Annotated in this window: 11 protein-coding genes and 1 pseudogene; 6 read left to right on the top strand and 6 right to left on the bottom strand. The window is 72.8% G+C overall.

The features are described 5' to 3' along the window. Positions 1-50 precede the first annotated feature (50 nt). Entirely contained in the window at positions 51-1295 is a 1245-nt protein-coding gene (locus CW362_RS01375) for a glycosyltransferase (protein ID WP_103547404.1), read from the top strand. Positions 1296-1541: 246 nt separating this feature from the next. Beyond that, entirely contained in the window at positions 1542-2252 is a 711-nt protein-coding gene (locus CW362_RS01370) for a Rossmann-fold NAD(P)-binding domain-containing protein (protein WP_103547403.1), read from the top strand. Between the two features lie 148 nt (positions 2253-2400). Here the strand turns inward: CW362_RS01370 and CW362_RS01365 are convergent, their stop codons facing one another. Further along, positions 2401-3072: a TetR/AcrR family transcriptional regulator gene (locus CW362_RS01365; RefSeq protein WP_103547402.1), complete on the bottom strand. Its 672-nt coding sequence runs from the start codon at positions 3070-3072 to the stop codon at positions 2401-2403. 238 nt (positions 3073-3310) lie between these two features. On the opposite strand from CW362_RS01365, the gene CW362_RS01360 reads away from it, so the two are divergent. Further along, positions 3311-4573 carry a YncE family protein gene (locus CW362_RS01360; RefSeq protein WP_103547401.1) on the top strand — a complete coding sequence of 421 codons (1263 nt, stop codon included), beginning with the start codon at positions 3311-3313 and terminating at the stop codon, positions 4571-4573. An 8-nt stretch (positions 4574-4581) separates the two neighbouring features. Here CW362_RS01360 and CW362_RS01355 read toward each other — a convergent pair whose 3' ends face one another. Together CW362_RS01355 and CW362_RS01350 are read right to left on the bottom strand one after the other, a co-directional pair. Next, positions 4582-6450 (bottom strand): glycoside hydrolase family 5 protein, encoded by a 1869-nt coding sequence (locus CW362_RS01355; RefSeq protein WP_103547571.1) that lies wholly within the window; start codon positions 6448-6450, stop codon positions 4582-4584. Between the two features lie 106 nt (positions 6451-6556). After that, complete coding sequence (locus tag CW362_RS01350; RefSeq protein WP_376450627.1) at positions 6557-8536, bottom strand: GTP-binding protein; 1980 nt, start codon at positions 8534-8536, stop codon at positions 6557-6559. A gap of 279 nt (positions 8537-8815) precedes the next feature. Between CW362_RS01350 and CW362_RS45565 the strand changes: the two are divergent. Together CW362_RS45565 and CW362_RS45560 are read left to right on the top strand one after the other, a co-directional pair. Beyond that, positions 8816-9244: pseudogene (locus CW362_RS45565) on the top strand (XdhC family protein); the annotation flags it as partial. Then, positions 9230-10273, top strand: a complete 1044-nt coding sequence (locus CW362_RS45560) for an XdhC family protein (protein ID WP_476756082.1) — start codon at positions 9230-9232, stop codon at positions 10271-10273. The pseudogene CW362_RS45565 and the gene CW362_RS45560, both read left to right, overlap by 15 nt. A 13-nt stretch (positions 10274-10286) precedes the next feature. Here the strand turns inward: CW362_RS45560 and CW362_RS01340 are convergent, their stop codons facing one another. Continuing rightward, entirely contained in the window at positions 10287-10793 is a 507-nt protein-coding gene (locus CW362_RS01340) for a metallophosphoesterase family protein (RefSeq protein WP_103547398.1), read from the bottom strand. Positions 10794-10805: 12 nt separating this feature from the next. Next, positions 10806-13238 carry a SpoIIE family protein phosphatase gene (locus tag CW362_RS01335; RefSeq protein ID WP_103547397.1) on the bottom strand — a complete coding sequence of 811 codons (2433 nt, stop codon included), beginning with the start codon at positions 13236-13238 and terminating at the stop codon, positions 10806-10808. A gap of 290 nt (positions 13239-13528) precedes the next feature. On the opposite strand from CW362_RS01335, the gene CW362_RS01330 reads away from it, so the two are divergent. Continuing rightward, positions 13529-15697: a SpoIIE family protein phosphatase gene (locus CW362_RS01330; RefSeq protein WP_376450827.1), complete on the top strand. Its 2169-nt coding sequence runs from the start codon at positions 13529-13531 to the stop codon at positions 15695-15697. Positions 15698-15872: 175 nt separating this feature from the next. Here the strand turns inward: CW362_RS01330 and CW362_RS01325 are convergent, their stop codons facing one another. Further along, entirely contained in the window at positions 15873-17243 is a 1371-nt protein-coding gene (locus tag CW362_RS01325; RefSeq protein ID WP_206300824.1) for a S1 family peptidase, read from the bottom strand. Positions 17244-17392: the final 149 nt, after the last annotated feature.

The following is a 17392-nucleotide window of genomic DNA, read 5'->3' as shown; positions in this document are numbered from 1 at the left end:
GGCCACAGGCCGCGAACCCCGCCATACTGACCGTCGTGCGAGTAGCGATCATGACCGCGGGTTCACGAGGTGACGTGGCGCCGTTCACCGGACTCGGGCACGGCCTGGTACGGGCCGGGCACGAGGTCACCCTCGTGACGCACGGATGCTTCGCGGACCTGGTGCCGGGTTCGGGAGTCGGGTTCCACGCGCTGCCCGTCGATCCGCGGGCCGAGCTGGAGTCCGAGCGGGGGCGGCGGCTCCGGCGGAGCGTCACGGGCGCCGGAAAGATCGTCCGGCTCGTCGAGATGGCCCGGTCGCTCGCCGGGCGGCTGACCGACGGCATGGTCGCGGCCGCCCGCTCCAGCGACGTCCTCCTGCTGTCCGGTTCGCTGGCACCGCTCGGGCACTGTGTCGCGGAAGGGCTGGGCCTGCCCAGCATGGGAGTGAATCTCCAGCCCCTGGCACCGACGAGGGAGTTCGCGCCCGCGGTGGCCACCGCCCGCTCCTGGGGGCCCGCCGCCAACCGCGCGGCCGGGTACGCGGTGAACCTGGCCGTCGAGCGGGTCTTCGCCGAGACGGTGCGGAACCTGCGCGAGCGGCTCGGTCTGCCGGCCGCCGGTCCCCTCGCGGCCCGTCGCGACCGCGAGCGGCGGGACTGGCCGGTGCACCACGGGTTCAGCCCCTCGGTGGTGCCCCGGCCGCGGGACTGGCGACGCGGGCTCGACGTGTCCGGGTACTGGTGGCCCCACGACGGCGAGGACCCCCGGCTCCCCGCCTCGCTGGAGGACTTCCTGGACGCGGGTCCCGCCCCGGTCTTCGTGGGCCTGGGCAGCGCCACCGTCCCCGATCCCGGACGGCTGAGCGCCGAGTTGGTGCGCGCCCTGCGGGCCGCCGGGCTGCGCGGGGTGATCCAGCGGGGGTGGGGCGGGCTGCGCGCCGACGGCGACGACATGTTCACCGTCGACGAGGTGCCGCACTCCGTCCTGTTCCCCCGGATGGCCGCGGTGGTGCACCACGCCGGGGCCGGTACGACGGCGGCGGGGCTGCGGGCCGGGGTCCCGGCGGTGCCCGTGCCGGTCCAGTTCGACGAGGGTTTCTGGGCGGCCCGGCTCGTCTCGCTCGGCGTCGCGCCCGGCGCCCTGCCGCCACGGGGGCTGCGCGCCGAACGGCTGGCACCGGCGCTGGTCCGGGCGACCACGGAGCCCGCGTACCGGCGGTGCGCGCGAAACCTCGCGGAACGTCTTCGCGCGGAGGACGGGGTGGCGCCGGTAGCGGAGGCACTCGACCGGCTCGAACGCCTCGGACGCCCCTGAGGACCCCGGCCACGCCGACACCGACACCGACACCGACACCGACAGCATCCTGGACGCCGTCCACACCGTCACCGGCGCACCCGTGGGGGGCGATGCCGCTCATCGTCCTCGCCGTCACCCATCACGACCTGCGGGCCGGGCCCGCACACGGGCGGATCCACCCCGGCGCGCCGCGAGGCACGCCCGGGTGACCGCTCCGCCACACCACATCGAACCGCTCGACACACCGGAACAGAGGGACAGACCGTGAAAGCAGTCATCTTCGGCGCCAGCGGCCTCATCGGCGACGGCTTCCTGCGCGAGAGCCTGCGCGCCCCCGACGTCACCGAGGTCGTCGCCGTCGTGCGGACACCGCTGACCCTGACCCACCCGAAACTGCGCCAGGTCCAGCACGACGACTTCCTCGACCTCACCCCGATCGCCGACCGGCTCGCCGGAGCGGACGCCTGCTTCTGGGGCCTCGGGGTCTCCTCCGTCGGCATGGACCCACAGGACTACGAGCGCATCACCTACGGCTACACGACGGCCGCCGTGCACACGCTCGCCGCCATCAACCCGAACCTGACGTTCGTCTACGTCTCCGGCGGCGGCACCGACAGCACCGAACAAGGCCGCAGCCGCTGGGCCCGGGTCAAGGGCCGCACCGAGAACGCCGTCATCACCGCTTTCCCCCACGGATACGCACTGCGCCCCGGCGCCGTCCGGTCGTCCTACGGCGCGCGCTCCAAGACACCCGCCTACCGCTGGGGCAGCGTCATCGCCACCCCGATCATCCCGCTGCTGCGCCTGCTCCGGCTCTCCCCCCTCCTGGTGACCAGTACCGCACAGCTCGGCCACGTCGCACTCCACCTCGCCCGCCACGGCTCCTCCCGCCACGTCCTGGAGAACCGCGACATCGTCACCCTCGCCGCCGCGGCCCGCCCGAAAGCCCCGGAACACGTGCGCCGGACGCCGTGACCCGCCCCGGGGTCGCGCCGCTCGCGCAGCCGGCCGACCGCCGCGTCGAACAGCGCCTCGCCCGTGCCCGGCCGTCCGGGCCCGCGCGTCCACCCACGTCCGCAGCTCCGGCGAGGGCGGGCCCCTCGCGGGCCGTGACCGCGGCCGCCTACGGACCGGCGGCCCCGTCCGCGCTCCAGTCGGCGGGGCGCAGGATCCCGAGCAGCTGGCGGACCAGTTCCTCCACCACCTCGTCCAGGGTCGCGTCCACCCATCCGGCGTTCCAGTCGTGCAGCAGGCCGTTCACGCTGCCGATGAAGGCGGTGGCGGCCAGCCGGTAGTCGCGCGGCGCCGCCTCCCCGCGGGCGACGGCACTCGCCGCCTCGCCGCAGATGAACTCGACCCAGCGGGCCCGGCGGGCGAGCCGCTGCTCCTCCAGCCGCGCGCTCACCCCGACGATCTCCACGAAGGTGATGCGGATGCGGCGCGGATCACTCGTCACGTTCGCCGCGTAGGCGCGGAAGAGGGCGGCGGCACGCTCGGCGAGCGGCAGGTCACGGGCCTCGGCGAGGGCGGCCAGGGCGGCCCGCTCGGCCCAGTCGTTGACCTGGAGGTGGAGGGCCGCCAGTACGTCTTCGAGCCCGCGGAACGCCTCGTAGAACTGGCGCGTGGACAGTCCCGCCGCCTCGCTGAGGGCCGCCACGGTGGTGGACCGGTACCCGGGTCCGGAGCCGAACAGCTGGAGCCCGGCGTCGAGGAAACGCCGACGGCGTTCCTCCTGCCGTTCCTCGGCCGTCCTGCCGCCGTAGCGGCCGGTGGGCTGTCTGAGCCTGCCCGCCACGCGTTCCTCCCCCGGGGCCGCTCCGAACCGGCGTTCGCCCCTTCGGCGATTTTCTCGCGTACCGCCCCTTGTGAAGAGGCTCCCCCAGTCCTTACTTTCCAGTAAGTGCACTTTGAAAGCGGGCGTGTTCAGATTTCCATTTGTCATGATCACGACATTCGTATGCGCGACGCACGCACAGCACGCCCCTGGTCACCGTGCCGTCACCCGCACTCCCCCACTACGACAGGGACTCCCCATGTCCGTCCTCAGAGCCAGACGCCTCTGCACGCTCGCCGCGGCCCTCACGCTCACCCTCGGCGGTACGGCGACCGCCGCTTCCGCCGTCGGGGCGCGGACCTCCGCCGCCGCCGATCTGCGCGAGGTGATGTTCGTCGGCAACAACTGGGAAGGCACCTCGGACGTCATCAGGTCCTCCGGGGACTTCGCGCGGATCGGCCGGATCGATGTCATCCCGGACAAGGCCGCACGGATGGCCGCGATCAACGCCGATCCCATCAAGTGGGCCTACTTCATGGGCATCCGCAACGGCGTCGGCGAGGGGCACGACCAGTTCGTCGACGACATGTACTCCACGCCGGACGGCCGGTCGGTGGTGGTCTCGCGCCCGAGCTTCGCCGACGTGGTCTCGATCGACCTCGGCACCGGACGGATCAACTGGCGCTTCCCCGTGGCGGGTTACCGTTCGGACCACATGGCCGTGTCCCCCGACGGCACCCGGGTCGCCGTCTCGGCCTCCACCGCGAACACCGTGCACGTGCTCGACATCACGACCGGCGCCCAGCTCGGTTCGTTCACCACCGGCGACAAACCGCACGAGAACATCTTCACCCACGACGGCAAGTACATCTGGAACATGGCCATCGGCGACGTCACCACCGCGCTCGACGATCCCTGGCTGGACTGGACGAAGGGCGACCGGAAGATCACCGTCGTCGACGCGGCCACCTTCAAGCAGGTCAAGGTGATCGACATGCGCCAGCGCCTCGACGCCATCGGCCTCAGGGACTTCTCCGACGCCGTCCGCCCCGCCGTCTTCTCGCCGGACGAGTCCAAGCTGTACTTCCAGGTGTCGTTCTTCAACGGTTTCCTGGAGTACGACGTGGCCACCGACAGGATCACCCGGGTGAAGACCCTCCCGAAGAACCCGGCGACGAGCAGCGACCGCACGACGTGGGTCAACGACTCGCGCCACCACGGCATTTCGATGAACCCCTCGGGCACCAAGCTGTGCGTCGCGGGGACGATGGACGACTACGCGACGGTCGTCGACCGGGCGACCCTCCAGAAAGGGCCGCTGGTCCCCGCCTCCAAGCCGTACTGGGCCACCGTGAGCGGTGACGGCAAGGACTGCGTCGTCTCCGAGAGCGGCGCCGACCAGGTCACCGCCATCGACTTCGCGACGGGGCAGAAGACGGTTTCGGTGCCGGTCGGCGACCACCCCCAGCGGGTCCGGCTCGGCCATGTGGAAGCGAACTGGAGCGGTCCGACGGGCGGTTGAGGAGGCACTCAGCCGAAGCGCGCGGCGGCCCAGGCGGCGAGTTCGGTCCGGGCCCCGTCCAGTTGCGCGGAGGACGGGGCGCTCGCCCCGTTCGTGACCAGCGCGTAGTGCACGGTTCCCGGGCCGGACGCGGTGAGCAGGAGGCGGCGGCTTCCGGTGCCGCCCGGCTCGGGAGCCACGGCGACGGGCGTGTCCGGGGTGTAGGCGGGCGGGGAGACCGTCGCCCCGAGGTCGGACACCACCGTCGTCGCCGAGGCGGTGAAGGACGCCGGCAGATGGAGTTCCGTCGGGGCGGTGCCGCCGTCGGAGCGCCAGACGAGCAGGCCGTACTGCCCCGTTCCCACGAGCCGGGAGACCTGCGGCAGGGTCGAGGGGACCGGGTTCCAGGTCAGCGTGGCGGAGCCGTCGCGGGAACGGTCCTCGTAGGTGAAGGCGAGGGCGGAGCCCGTGGTGGCCGCGGGGTAGAGACGGTCGAGGAGCCGCGCGTCCTGGCGCAGCACGGCCGTGCCCGAGCCGTCGAGGCGCACGGCGGACATGTCCTCGTCGTTCCAGGCGTCGCCGGAGGTCAGGACCTTGCCGGGGTTGTCGTTCATCAGCTCGTGGTGACGTCCGCTGTAGATGTCCCACTGCCACTGGGTCCCCGACAGGACCGGTCCCGAGGAGGCCGCCCCCGACCACCAGCCGGCGCCGGAGAGACGGGAGTCGAGGGCCTGGTACATCGCCTTGTCGACGGTCGGGGCCTTGTCCGAGACCGTTCCGGAGAGCGGGTGGCCGAACTCGGAGACGACGGCCGCGGTCCCGGCGGCCGCGGCCCGGTCCCGTACCGTGCCGAAGTCGCCGGTGTACTGGCCGTCTCCCGCCTTGCCCCACATGAGGACGCCCGAGATGGCCTTCTGGTCGTAGAAATGGGTGTTGAGCACGTAGCGCGGGCCGAGGGTGCCCGCGTCGAGCAGTCCGCCCTCCTGCCGCTGGGAGGTGATGTTGGCGTTCCAGAAGAGGTTCGGCTCCACGAAGGCGGGCCTGTCCTGCCATCCGGCCGCGTCCATGCGGGCCCGGAACTTCCCGTAGAACGGCCACAGCAGGTCCCGTTCCCAGGTCCGGCTGGTCTGGCCCGGGTCGTAACTGCCCGCGTAGGGCTCGTTGTACGGGTCGAAGCCGGTGACGCCCGCGAACTCGGCGGCGGTCAGGTGCTGCCGGACGTACGTCATGGCGGCCTGCGCCGTGGCCAGGAAGGCGTCCTGGAGCCCGTAGGAGTTGTGCCAGAAGTCGTACTGCGCGGCCTTGACGGCGTTGTTCTGGGTGATGTTCTGGCCCCAGAAGAGGCAGATGCCGCAGGACTCCTGAGGATAACCTCCCGCGACCACGGCCCACTTGGGGGCGCCGTCGCCGGAGTACCAACTGCCCGTGTTGAACAAGTAGCGGGAGTGGAGGTCCTGGTGGAAGTCGGGGAGGACACGGATGCCCGCGTCGAGGAAGGCCCGCATCTGGTCGGTGGCCGCGGCGAGATAGGCGCTGTCGACCTGGCCGCGGACCGGTTCGGCGTGCGCCCAGGAGAGCAGGAAGCGCACGGAGTTGCCGCCGCCCAGGGCACGCAGCGCCGTCGCGGACTTCGCCGCGTCGGCGACCGAGGCGAAGGGCAGCCCGCCGTTCTCCTCCAGCTTGGTCTCGCCGGAGACGTTGTAGCCGCGCAGGACGACCTCACGGCCGAGGCCGTCGGTGAAGCGGCCGTTCACGACGGTGAGCGCGGCGGCGGCCGGCTGGTCGAACCAGAGGGAGTCGGGGAGTCCGTCGGCGGCGGCGGGCCGGGTGCCCGCCGCCGTGAGGAGACCGGTGAGGAGTACGAGGACGCCGAGCAGACGCGCACGTAACTTCGACATGTACACAACAGTCCTGCCGGTGCCGGAAGGCGTCAACACCTCTGACTCATGAGTAAGTTTCGCGTCTCACCGCCCCCGTACGGGACCGGGGCGGTGCCCGGCCGGCTCACCAGCCGACCCTGCGGGTCAGGTTCAGCAGGTACTCCTTGCGGTCCAGCGGGTTCAGATCGGTGCGGGGACGGTCCGGGACCGCGCCCCGCGCCACGGGCGCGTAATGGTCGAAGGCGCACTCCAGCTCGCCCTCTCCTCGTGTCGGGCCCGGCAACTGCTGCTCCAGGTCGTGGGCCCGCACCACCGGCAGGACCCCCTCCAGCACGCACGAGGAGCCCTGGATCCGCGTGGTCCCCGGCACGGCCCGCTGCCGGGCCAGCAGGGGGAGCACGGCACCGAGCGTGTCCGCGGGCGCCTCCAGGCGGAAGCGGTGCATCGGCTCGTACACCTGACTGCCGGCCGCGCGCAGGGCCGCCGTCAGCACCAGCGGGGTCAGGCCCCTGAAGTCGGCGCCCGTGCTGGACATGCTCTTGTCGAACCCCTGGTGGGCATGGCTCTGGCGCGGCGAGTAGCCCGAGTGCGTCATCGTGACGACGCAGTCGGTGACCTGCCAGCCGTGCAGTCCCTGCCCCAGCGTCTCCCTGACGGTGTCCTCGACCGCCTTGAAGAAGGCGTACGGCATCGATCCGAGCTCGACCTCCAGCCGGAACTCCACGCCGGAGCCGATCGGCGCCGGGTCGACGCGCAGTCCGACGGTCGCGAGGAAGGGGTTCGGGTCCTTCTTGTTGAACTCGACCGACGCGCCCGTGCCCAGGGGCCGTTCGACGCAGAGCGGAGTCGTCCCGCGGAACAGCACGTCGACGCCGTACTCGTCGGCCAGGGTCGCCTGGAGGACCTCCTTCTGCACCTCGCCGTAGAGCGACACGGAGATCTCCCCGCGCAGTTCGTCGCGTCTGAGGCCGATCAGCGGGTCCTGCTCGGCGAGCTGGGTGAGCGCCGCGTGCAGCGCGCCCCTGTCGGCCGGGCGGCCCGGAGAGACGACGGTCTCCAGGGTCGGCGGTGCGAAGTGGTGCCCACCCGCCGGCGAGGGCCGCGGTTCACCGATGGTGTCGCCGATCCGGATCGCGCCGAGCCCCCACAGTTTGCCGATGCGTCCCGCGGTCACGGACGCCTCACCGACCGCCTCCCCCTGGTCGAAGACGCTGATCGCGGTGACCTTGCCCTCCTTTCCGTCGCGCAGGGCGATCCGGTCACGGGTCCGCAGGGTCCCCGAGAACATCCGCGCGTACGCGATCTTCTCCCCGGCCGCTCCCCGCTCGACCTTGAACACGGTGCCCGACAGCGGCCCGTCGGTGTCCGCCTCGGCCGCGGGCAGCAACTCCCGGATCCCCGCGATCAGTTCGGTGACACCCGCGCCCGTCGCGGCCGATCCGAAGAACACGGGGTGCACCAGGGCCCGCCCGGTCTGCTCGACGAGAGCGGCGCGCAGCCGCTCGTAGGACACGCCGTCCTCGACGTACGCGGCCAGCAGTTCCTCGTCGTGGCCGGCGAGCGGGTCGAGGAGGTGCGGCCGCAGTCGGTCGGCGGAATGGGGGGCGAAGTACGCGGCGCGCGTGCCCAGTTCGCCGGGCTCGCCCATCGGGACGATCGCCGGGGTGAGGCGCTCGGAGATCCTCTCCAGGATCTCCTCGTGGCGGGCTCCACGGCGGTCGATCTTGTTCACGAAGATCAGCGTGGGAATGCGCAGCCGCTGGAGGGTCCGCATCAGCACGCGGGTCTGCGCCTGCACGCCCTCCACGGCCGAGACGACGAGGACGACGCCGTCGAGCACTCCGAGCACCCGTTCCACCTCGGCGATGAAGTCCGGGTGACCGGGGGTGTCGATCAGGTTGACGGTGAGGTCGTCGACCGCGAAGGAGACGACGGCGGATTTGATCGTGATGCCGCGCTGCCGCTCCAGCGCGAGGAAGTCGGTCCGGGTGTTTCCGTCGTCGACGCTGCCGACCTCGTCGATGACCCCGACCGTGTGCAGCAGCCGCTCGGTCAGGCTTGTCTTACCGGCGTCTACGTGCGCCAGGATTCCCAGATTGAGCATGTGCACCAGGTGTCATGTCCTTCGAGACGAGAGTGATTCCTTCCTGGGTGGACATGAACGGTGTGCGCATGGTGCTGCTCCTCGGTCCCGGTGAACGCGTCCTCGCCAGTGGAGCAGGCGGCCGCCCGGGACGGCAACGTATTAACGCTCAACGAAACCGCGTCGCGAAGCGGATGCTTGAAGGTGCCCGGTTCCTGATCCTTGAAGGTGGCGGAACCCCTGGCCTCGAAGGCGGCCGGTCCCCGGGCGGGCCCGGCCCCACGGCGAGAGGAGCGGACGGTGCGTGACATCCTCCCCGCGCTGTACGAGTGGTACGCGGCCGGATCGCCCTTCGGACTGGCCACAGTGGTAGCGGTCGGCCACAGCGCGCCCCGCGAGCCGGGCGCGGCCATGGCGGTGGGCCCGGACGGCGAGGTCGTGGGCAGTGTGTCCGGCGGCTGCGTGGAGGGCGCGGTCTTCGAACTGGCCCGGGAGGTGACCGCCTCGGGCGAGGCGCGTCTGGAGACGTTCGGGTACGGCGACGAGGACGCCTTCGCCGTGGGACTCACCTGTGGCGGTGAGATCACCCTCCTGGTCCGACGGGTGTCGGCCGCCGACGATCCGGCCTTCGCCGTGGTGGCCGAGGCGGTGGCGGCGGGCCGCCCGGTGACGCTGGCGACGGTGACCGACGGCCCCGCGCCCCGCGGAGCGACGCTGGCCGTACGGCCTCGCCCGGATCCGCCCGCGGAGGGCCCACCACCCGGCACGCCCGGGTCGGCACCCCGGGACCGCCCACCGCCCGGATCACCCGGGTCAGCGGCCCAGGACGGTCCACCACCCGGATCCACGGATCCGGACCGCGAAGTGCCCGGTCCGCCGTCCGGATCCCCCGGCCCGGCCGGCTCGACGCCCGGCTCACCCGGCCCGGCGGGACCGGACGGCGCCGCGTCCGAGGCCGTCGGCCCGGACCGCGTCACGCCCGGTCCGCCGTGCGCGGCAGACCCTGACCACGTGGTGTCCGGCCCACCCGGCGCGGTGACCGGTCCCGCGGGCCCGCACCGCGCGGTGACCGGCCCGGCGGGGCCGGATCGCGGGGTGTCCGGTTCGCTCGGGGACGTCGGGCTGGACGGTGCCGTCACGGCGGACGTGCGGAGCGGGTCGGCGCAGGGTGTCACGGGGCTGCGGCACTACGGGCCGGACGGCGAGCGGTGCGGGGACGACGTCACCGTCTTCCTGCACTCCTTCGCCCCGCCGCCCCGCATGCTGGTCTTCGGCGCGATCGACCACGCGGCCGCCGTGGCCCGCGTCGGCGGCTTCCTCGGCTACCGGGTCACGGTGTGCGACGCCCGCCCGGCCTTCGCCACTCCGAGGCGGTTCCCGGCCGGTGTGGAGGTCGTCGTGGACTGGCCGCACCGCTATCTGGGCGGCCAGGCGACCGACGAGCGCACGGTGATCTGTGTCCTGACCCACGACCCCAAGTTCGACGTGCCCCTGCTGGAGGAGGCCCTGTGCCGTCCGGCCGCGTACATCGGGGCGATGGGCAGCCGCCGCACCCACGACGACCGGCTGGAACGGCTGCGCGCGGCCGGCGTGCCGGAGCGTGCGCTGTCCCGGCTGCGTTCTCCCGTCGGCCTCGACCTCGGAGCCCGTACCCCGGAGGAGGTGGCCGTGTCCGTCGCGGCGGAGATCGTCGCGCTGCGCCGGGGCGGCAGCGGGGTGCCCCTGACGGAGAGGGACGGGGCGGTCCATCCCCGCTGACTCCGGCGCGGGATCAGGCGGTGCGCGGCGGCAGGCGGTGCAGGGTCACGTCCGTCAGCCGGCCGTCCGCCGCCGTCGCCGTCATGTACGTGCAGTACGGCTCGCGGCGGCGGTCGGTCGGGGAGCCGGGGTTGAGCAGGCGCAGGCCGGAGGGCGTGGTGCTGTCCCAGGGGATGTGGCTGTGGCCGAAGACCAGGACGTCGAGGTCGGGGAAGCGCCGCGCGCAGCGCTGTTCTCGGCCCCGCGCGGAGCCGGTCTCGTGGACGACTCCGAGGCGCAGGCCGCCCAGCTCCGCACGGGCGGTCTCGGGGAGCCGGGCCCGCAGGGCGGGACCGTCGTTGTTGCCGTACACCCCGACGACCCGCCGGGACCTGGCCTCCAGCAGGTCGAGGGTGGCGGTGTCCACCCAGTCCCCGGCGTGGATCACGACGTCGGCCGGAGCGAGCTCGGCGAGCAGGGCGGCGGGGAGTTCCCGGGCCCGCTTCGGCAGGTGGGTGTCGGACATGAGCAGCAGTCGCACGGCTTCCCCTCGTCAGTCGAGCGCGATCTCGCTCCAGACCTGCTTCCCGCCGCTCACCGGCACCGTGCCCCAGGTCGCCGACATCGCCTCGACGAGGAGGATGCCGCGGCCTCCGGTGGCCTCCCAGCCGATGCTGGTGGGCTTGATCGGTGTGCGGGGCGAGTTGTCGGCGACCGCGATGCGCAGGCGGTGGTTGACGAGGGTGAGGTCGAGCCTGACCTGGCCGTCGGTGTGCACCAGGGCGTTGGTGACGAGCTCCGAGACGATCAGCAGGGCGGCGTCCGTGTACTCGCCGACGCCCCAGCTCCGCAGGGCGCGCCGGGTGTACCGGCGGGCGTGCCGGACCGCCTCGGGGACCCTCCAGACGGTCCAGCTCTCACGGAGCGGCAGGATCTCCATGCCGTCGTACCGCATCAGCAGGAGCGCCACGTCGTCGCTGCGGTTGGCGCTCGTCAGCAGTTCGTCGGCGACGAGTCCGAGGTGGGCGGGGTCGGAGCCGGCCAGGCCCTCGGCGAGCCGTTTCAGGCCGTCCTCGATGTCGAGTTCGACGGACTCGACCAGGCCGTCGGTGGTCAGCGCGACGATGGTGCCGGGCTGGAGCCGCATCGGGCTCATGGGGAAGTCGGCCTGCCGGACGACGCCGAGCGGCGGCCCGGTCTCGGACGCGGGGACCTCGGTACGGCCGTTCGGGTGGCGCAGTACGGGCGGAATGTGTCCCGCGCGCACGTACCAGGCGGACCCTTCCTCCATGTCGATGTCGACATAGCAGCAGGTCGCGAAGAGATCGGTCTCCAGATCGAGCAGGAGCCGGTTGGCGTGCGAGACCACCACGTCCGGCGGGTGGCCCTCGACGGCGTAGGCGCGCAGGGCGGTGCGCATCTGGCCCATGACGGTCGCGGCCGAGGCGTTGTGGCCCTGGACGTCACCGATGACGAGGGCGACGTGGTTGTCGGGCAGCGGGATGACGTCGTACCAGTCGCCGCCGACGTCCAGGCCCGACGTGGTGGGCAGGTAACGGGCGACGGCGACCGCGCCGGGCAGCCGGGGCAGCCGGCGCGGGAGCAGGGTCCGCTGGAGCATGCCGATCAGTTCGTGCTCGGCGTCGAAGGCGTGGGCGCGCACCAGTGCCTGCCCGGCGAGGCCGGCGGAGGCGGTGAGCAGGGCCCGCTCCTCGGGACCGAACTCGTGCGGGGTGTCCCAGCCGATCAGGCAGGCGCCCGCCATGCGGCCGCCCGCGGGCAGCGGCAGGACGGCGAGCCCGCCGGGGCCGACCTCGGAGAGCGCGGGTTCCAGGTCCGCGCCGGCGGGCCAGATGGCGGGCCGTCCCTCGTTGAGGGCCGCCGCGAGCGTGGGCATGGCCCGGACGGGGGCGTCGGGCCACTCCGAGCGCCATTCACTGCGCCACAGCTCGGGCCAGAACTCGGGCTGGGGCGGGTCCAGGAGCGTGACGACGAGGCGGTCGCCCTCCAGCTCGGCGACGGCGATCCGGTCGGCCTGGAGGGGTTTGCGCAGGGCGGCGACGACGGCCTGGCCGACGTCGCGGACGGTGCCGGCGGTGGCGAGGGCGGCGGCGAGGCGCTGGACGCGGCCCACGTCGTTCAGGCCGGAGCGCAGTTTGGAGGCGTCGGAGACGGTGCCCACGAGCCGTGCGGGGCGGCCCTCGGCGGAGGGCAGCAGCCGGGCGCGCAGCCGGAGCCACTTGTGACCGCCGGACGGCTGGAGGATGCGGAACTCCAGCTCGCGGTCGCCGACGGACGTGTGGTCCGGTTCGACCGCGGACATCAGTGCCGGGAGGTCCTCGGGCACGGCCACCGCCAGCAGGGTCTCGACCTTGCCGTCGAAGGCGGTGGGGGACAGTCCGAACAGGTCGAGCACCTCGTGGTCGACCTCGACGTGCCCGGTGTCCATGGCGAGGCTGAACGAGCTGGCGGGCAGGTCCGCCGTGGCGTCCGGCGGCGGCGCGGGCGGGACGACGACGGCGTCGGCGACCAGCCCGAGGCAGGCCCGGTCCTCGTCTCCGAAGCCGGCGGGGCCGTCGCTGACGGCGACCAGGCAGCCGTTGTCCCGCAGGGGCAGCACGGCCAGTGAGAAGTCCTGGGAGGCCAGTCGCCGGGCGTCGGCGCAGCGGGCGAGCTCCTCCGGTCCGAGCCAGCACGGCAGTCCCGAGCGCAGTGCCTCCGCGGCCGGGGAGTCGCCGGACAGGGGGTAGCTGTCGCGGAGCCCGTACAGTGTCCTGGGCACCCCCGCGGACTCGGCCAGATGCAGTTCACCGCCGCTCACGCTCGGTGAGTACACGGCGGCCACGGCCGCACCGGTGAAGACGAGCGCCTGTTCGAGCAGGCGGTGCAGCCGTTCGCGCGGGTCGAGATCCGCGGTGAGCGTCTTCAGGGCAAGTTCGGCACGCGACGTTCTCGTTCCGCGTTCCGCAGCACCCTCACTGACCACGCCGTCATTACAGCGCTTCCCGGGCCCGGGCGCAGCCCCTGTGACCGTTCCGGACTCGTCGGGCCTGCGGCGGAGCCCGTACGGGACGGCCGATCGAACGAAATCGAATCCATCGCGGCTCATGTGTTCCACACAGTGCTCCCATGACGGGGGTGACGGTTCGTGTTCCGGCCGGCCGGGGGCGGGGCTCCGGGCCGTGCGGCCGGGGCGGCTCGCCGTGCGCGATGGGCTTCCGGGGAGGAGCCTTGATCCCTGACAGGTGCGGAGGTCGTGGACGGCTCCGCGAGGAGGTGGTCGCCGTGTCCGACGGACAGGAGGCCGCACAGGCACCGGCCGCCCGGCCGGCCCCGGTGGGACGTCCGCTGCTGTCGCTGGCGCTGGCCGCGATGATGGACGACGTGCACGCGCACTCGGGAGCCGTCTATCTGCTGGCCTCCCACGAACCGGTGCTGGAGATGACGGTCTCCGCCGGGCTGCCCCGGGCCTTCGCCGCGCCGTGGGAACGCGTGGGGCTCAGCGCGCCGATCCCGGTCGCCGAGGCGGTACGGGAGCGGCGGCTGGTCTGGGTGGGCGGCGAGCACGAGATGGCCCGCAGGTTTCCCCGGATCGCGGTGGTGCTCCCGTACCCCTTCGCGCTCGCCGCGCTTCCGGTGGCGACGGCGGCCACCGTCTACGGCGCCGTCTACGTGACCTGGCCCGGCTCCCATCCGCCCGACCTGTCCGACCGGGAACGCGAACGTCTCACCGCGGCCTGCGACCGGCTCGCGCTGCGCCTGGAGCGGGCCGTCGCGGAGAACCGCCCGCTGCCCCCCGAACCGGACCTGCTCTCGGCGTCCGCGGCGGTGCCGGGCGGCACGCTCGGCTCGGTGGAGGCCGCGCGGATGGTGGGGCGGCTGCCGTACGGGCTGTGCTCGCTGGATCTGCACGGACGGGTCGGTTTCGCCAACGCGGCGGCGGCCGAGCTGATCGGCGTGCCCGTCAGCGGTCTTCTGGGCACCCAGCTGTGGGCGGCCGTGCCCTGGCTGAACGACCCGGTCTACGAGGACCGTTACCGGGCGGCGCTGATCAGCCAGCACGTGACCTCCTTCGTCGCGCTGCGCCCGCCGGGCGACTGGCTCTCCTTCCGCCTGTATCCGAGTACGAACGGGCTGAGCGTGCGGATCTCGCGGGCCCGGCCGGTGTCCGAGATGACGCGGGCGGGGCCGCAGCGGCGTGACGGCAGCCCGCGTCTGGTGACGATCTCCCACGTGCTGAGCCTGGCGAGCGCGCTGACGGAGGCGGCGGGCGTGCAGGACGTGGTGCAGCTGGTGGCGGACGAGATCTCGCCCGCCGTCGGCAGCCAGTCCCTGGTCGTCCTCGAAGGCCGGGCCGGGCGCATGCACGTGCTGGGGCACCGCGGCTATCCGGACGCGCACGTCGTGGAGCGCTTCAACGGGATGCCGCTCAGCGAGCAGACGCCGGGCACCCAGGCGCTGAACACCGGTGTGCCCGCGTTCTTCGACTCGCGCGAGCAGCTGGAACGTCTGTACCCGTCGCGGAACGCCACGCCCGACGGCATGGGCGCGTGGGCGTACCTGCCCCTGGTCGCCTCCGGACGGCCGGTGGGCGCCTGTGTCCTCGGGTACGCGCAGTCCCACCACTTCGCGGCCGACGAGCGGGCGGTGCTGACCAGTCTGAGCGGGCTGATCGCCCAGGCCCTGGAACGTGCCCTGCTCTACGACGCGAGTCTCCAACTGGCGCAGGGCCTGCAGGACGCGCTGCTGCCGGCCTCGCTCCCGCCACTGGCCTCGGTCGAGGCGGCTGCGCGCTATCTGCCGGCGACCCAGGGCATGGACATCGGCGGGGACTTCTACGACCTGGTGTCCTCGAACGGCCGGGCGGCGGCGGTGATCGGGGACGTGCAGGGGCACAACGTGACGGCCGCGGGGCTGATGGGACAGATCCGCACCGCCGTCCGCGCGTACACGGCGGTCGGCCAGGCGCCGGAGGAGGTGATGGGGAGCACCAACCGGCTGCTCATCGACCTGGGCGTCGAGCTGCTCGCCAGTTGTCTGTACCTGCGTCTGGACCCGGCGCGCGGGATCGCCGTGATGTCCCGGGCGGGGCATCCGCCGCCGCTGCTGCTGCGGCCGGACGGCAAGGTGAAGGTCCTCGATCTGGCCGGGGGGCCGCTGCTGGGGGTCGACGACCGCGCCGTCTATCCGACGACCGAGGTTCCGCTCGTCCCCGGGTCCGTGCTCGCCCTCTACACCGACGGCCTGATCGAATCCCCCGGCGTCGACATCGAGGACGCCCTCGCCGGTCTCGCGCGACGGCTCGCCGCGAACGGGCACCGGTCCCTGGACGAGCTGGCCGACACCCTGCTCCAGCAGGGCGACGGGGTCGCGCGGGAGCGGCCCGACGATGTCGCGCTGCTTCTGCTGCGGGTACGGCCGCCCGGTGGGACCGGCGCCGCATGAGGGGCGGTCCGGCCCTCCCGCCGGAGGGCCGGACCTGTCCACCGCCGACCGGAATTCCCTGTTCCGTTGGTCGGCCGATGGTTCTTGATCGCCGGATTCACCGGCTCCACGGGACGGACACGAGGTCCGGACCGTCACCCGTGGCCGCGGCCGGCTGCGAGGCCGCGGCACCGGACTAGTGGTGCTTCCTGTGGGACTTGTGGTGCGTCCCGTTCTGGCCGGTGCCCGCACCCGCCGCGTCACTGGCGCTCGCGCTCGGGTCAACGGCGTCACCGGCACCCGGGGCCTCGGCGCTCGCGCTCGGGTCCACCGCGCCGCCGGCACCGGCGTCACCGGCACCCGCACCCGCGTCACCAGCACCGGCACCCGCGTCGCCCGCACCGGCGTCACCGGCACCCGCGCCCGCGTCGCCCGCACCTGCGCCCGCGCCCGCGTCACCGGCGCCCAGCGTCGCGCCGACCGCCGCCAGCGCGGTGGTGACGGGCTGGAAGAAGGTCTCGCCGCCGGCCGTGCAGTCACCGCTGCCGCCGGAGGTCAGGCCGACCGCGCCGCCGTCCTGGGTGAACAGGGAGCCGCCGCTGTCGCCCGGCTCGGCGCACACATCGGTCTGGATGAGGCCGGTGACGGTGCCCTCCGGGTAGTTCACGGTGGCGTTGAGACCGGTCACGTTGCCGTCGTGCAGACCCGTGGTGCTGCCCATCCGGAAGACCTGCTGGCCCACGGTCGCGTCGACGGCCGCGTTGATCTGGACGCTCTGCCCGTTGCCGACGTTGACGGCACTGTTGGTCTGCGTGGCCGGGTCGTCGTACTTGACGAGGGAGAAGTCGCCGGCACCGGGGAAGGTGGCCTGGTCGACGGTGGCGATGGGCGCGCCGTTCTGCGAGTCCGACCACTTGGCGGCGGCGACACCGCAGTGGCCCGCGGTCAGGAAGGCGGGGGTGCCGTCGCCCGCGGTGACGTTGAAGCCGAGCGAACAGCGGGCGTTGCCGCCGAAGATGGCGTCACCGCCGTCGACGAAGGTCTTGAGGGTTCCCGCGGACTTCGTCAGGGTGGCGACGCCGGAACCGAGGCCCTTGACGGTCGACTCGACCGTGTCCCACTTGTCGCCGGTGACGGTGGAGTCCGCGGTCACGCGGATCTCGTTGGTCTTCGGGTCGACGGACCACGCCGTGCCCGGGACCGACGCGTCGGCCTTGAGCGTCTTGGCGGCGGTCTGCAACGCGGCGGTGCTGTTCCGCACCTGGTGGGCGACCGCTCCGGCCTTCTCGATCTGGTCGACGGCATTGCTGTCGTTACCGACGACGTTCACGACGAGCTGCTTCTGCTGAGCGTCGTAGTACGAGCCGGCGTACGCGTCACCCAGTTGGGTGGCCAGCATGGAGGCGACGTTCGAGACGTCGTTCGTCTTGAAGGTTCTGGGAGTGGCGGCGTCCCCGTTCGACTGCGACGCGTTGGCGTTGGGCAGCAGCAGAGCCGCCGCTCCGAGCGCCGCGACGCCGCCCACCGCGATGGCGGCCTTGCGCTTGGGTATCCGTTTGTGACTCAACTCTTGACCTCCTGGGGACGGGGTCGATGCCGCGTCCGGCAGCTGACTAGGGGGGCGCCTGGTTGCCTGTTGATACGCGCATGCCGCCCGGGGTGTTCAACTGCCATTGCAAATTGCGGAAGTTGGTTTCGCCAAAGACGCCGATTGCG

This window comes from Streptomyces populi (assembly GCF_002911015.1).
GTDB lineage: Bacteria > Actinomycetota > Actinomycetes > Streptomycetales > Streptomycetaceae > Streptomyces > Streptomyces populi.
Note: the sequence above shows the minus strand (reverse complement) of the source record. Positions and strands in the feature narration are given on the sequence as shown.